At 47.7% G+C, this 1,479-nt stretch carries 2 protein-coding genes and 1 pseudogene; all 3 read left to right on the forward strand.

Annotated elements, in window-relative coordinates:
- Positions 1-210, forward strand: a pseudogene (locus tag LGZ99_RS24375) (DNA primase); the annotation flags it as partial.
- Positions 210-1,076 carry a helix-turn-helix domain-containing protein gene (locus tag LGZ99_RS24380; protein ID WP_262979841.1) on the forward strand — a complete coding sequence of 289 codons (867 nt, stop codon included), beginning with the start codon at positions 210-212 and terminating at the stop codon, positions 1,074-1,076. The pseudogene LGZ99_RS24375 and the gene LGZ99_RS24380, both read left to right, overlap by 1 nt.
- A partial coding sequence (locus tag LGZ99_RS24385) for an antitermination protein Q (RefSeq protein ID WP_262979842.1) occupies positions 1,073-1,479 on the forward strand: 407 nt, incomplete at its 3' end. The genes LGZ99_RS24380 and LGZ99_RS24385, both read left to right, overlap by 4 nt.

A 1,479-nucleotide genomic window follows, 5' to 3' on the forward strand; every position in this document is an offset into this window, starting at 1 on the left:
GGAGTTAAACACTTAATTATTTTCGCTGATATGGATCTGCATTCAGCAACCGGCCATGCGGCAGCGTTTGAGTGCGCCAGAGGCAATCTCATTGCCAAAAATGATTTAGAAACGGTCAGTATTCGCTGGCCCGATCACGGTGATTTTAATGACATGCTACTTAACGGTGATGAAGTGCGTGAACTGTCTTTTAATAAGTGGGTGGAATAATGAAGATAACTGATAACTTAAAACATAAGGCGCTGTTTGCCATTCCTGAACCAAGCTACGGCACGGCACTGGCAACCGTAAAACCATTACCCGTTCAGCGGAAGATTACCGGAAACAAACAGGTGGATGCTTATTTGTGGGTGCTGGAGGTTATTCAAACCAACGAACCCGCCCACCTTGACGCCGCCGAGGAAGCTTTGAATAAGCTGAAAATTACCCCCAAAGAGGCTCAGAAGAAATATTCTGATTACCTGATGAAGTCGGGTGCACACGTCTTTCAGATTGCGCTTGGCACGATGAGCATGGATAACCCACAGGGCTATATCAACAGAGCGAAAGCCCAGATCAGGGAGGCGGCCAAGGTCAGGGCTTCTTTTGCAAGCTATGAGGCCGCGCTGGAACTGACTGAACCAGAAAAATTAATGCTGGTGGGGGAGCTGGCAGAAATTTATGAACCTTTCTACTACTGGAACGAGAAAGAACAGGCGGAAGGGTGTATGCGTGGTGATCGCATTAATGAAACGGATAAATTACGCCAGGCGACGGCCAAGGGTTTCATTGAACAGCTCCCCGAACCGCACACATTGTCTGATGTCATTCGTGAGTTTCTTTATTGGGATTGGTTATATCAGATGCGTAATGTGGCCGCTAAAGAACTTGATCCGGGCGGATACGGTGACAGTGATCGGTATTATATCTATGACCGGGAGAATTATCTCGAAAAGAGGCTAGCCACTATCCAAGCTGTGGATCGTCAGGAAGCGATAGACGTCTGTAAATGGGTACTGTCTGAAGAGCGATTCCATGACCGCTCAGGTCTAACAGACAAGATTATTCTGAATCTGGTGGGAGAGTGTGCCGCATGAAACTCGAATCAGCATTAAAACATTTCAGCCCGAAAGGACTGGTCGTCAATAGTTCACCCAAATGCACATCAACGGATCGGATTACGGGGACGGATGTGATGGCGGCATTGGGGATGGCTGAATCTAAAGCCACTTTTGGGATGGCGGCGTTCTTGGGTAAACATGGTGTCAGCAATGAAGATACCGTTCGAACCGTTGAGCAACTGACTTTGTATGCTAAACGTCAGGTCCCCAAGCTCATTACCAAAGCCAGCGGGCACCGGTTAGGAAAATGTCTGGTGATATTGGCAAAAATGGCTTTTGAAGAATATTCCCGATCGGCCGCTACAACCACTTCATGCACCCATTGCAATGGACGCGGGCTAATATCAGTTCAGCGTGATGTGATTAAGTATGCAGGGTA

The organism is Photorhabdus temperata, assembly GCF_025384845.1.
In the GTDB taxonomy this organism is placed as follows: Bacteria; Pseudomonadota; Gammaproteobacteria; order Enterobacterales; family Enterobacteriaceae; genus Photorhabdus; species Photorhabdus temperata.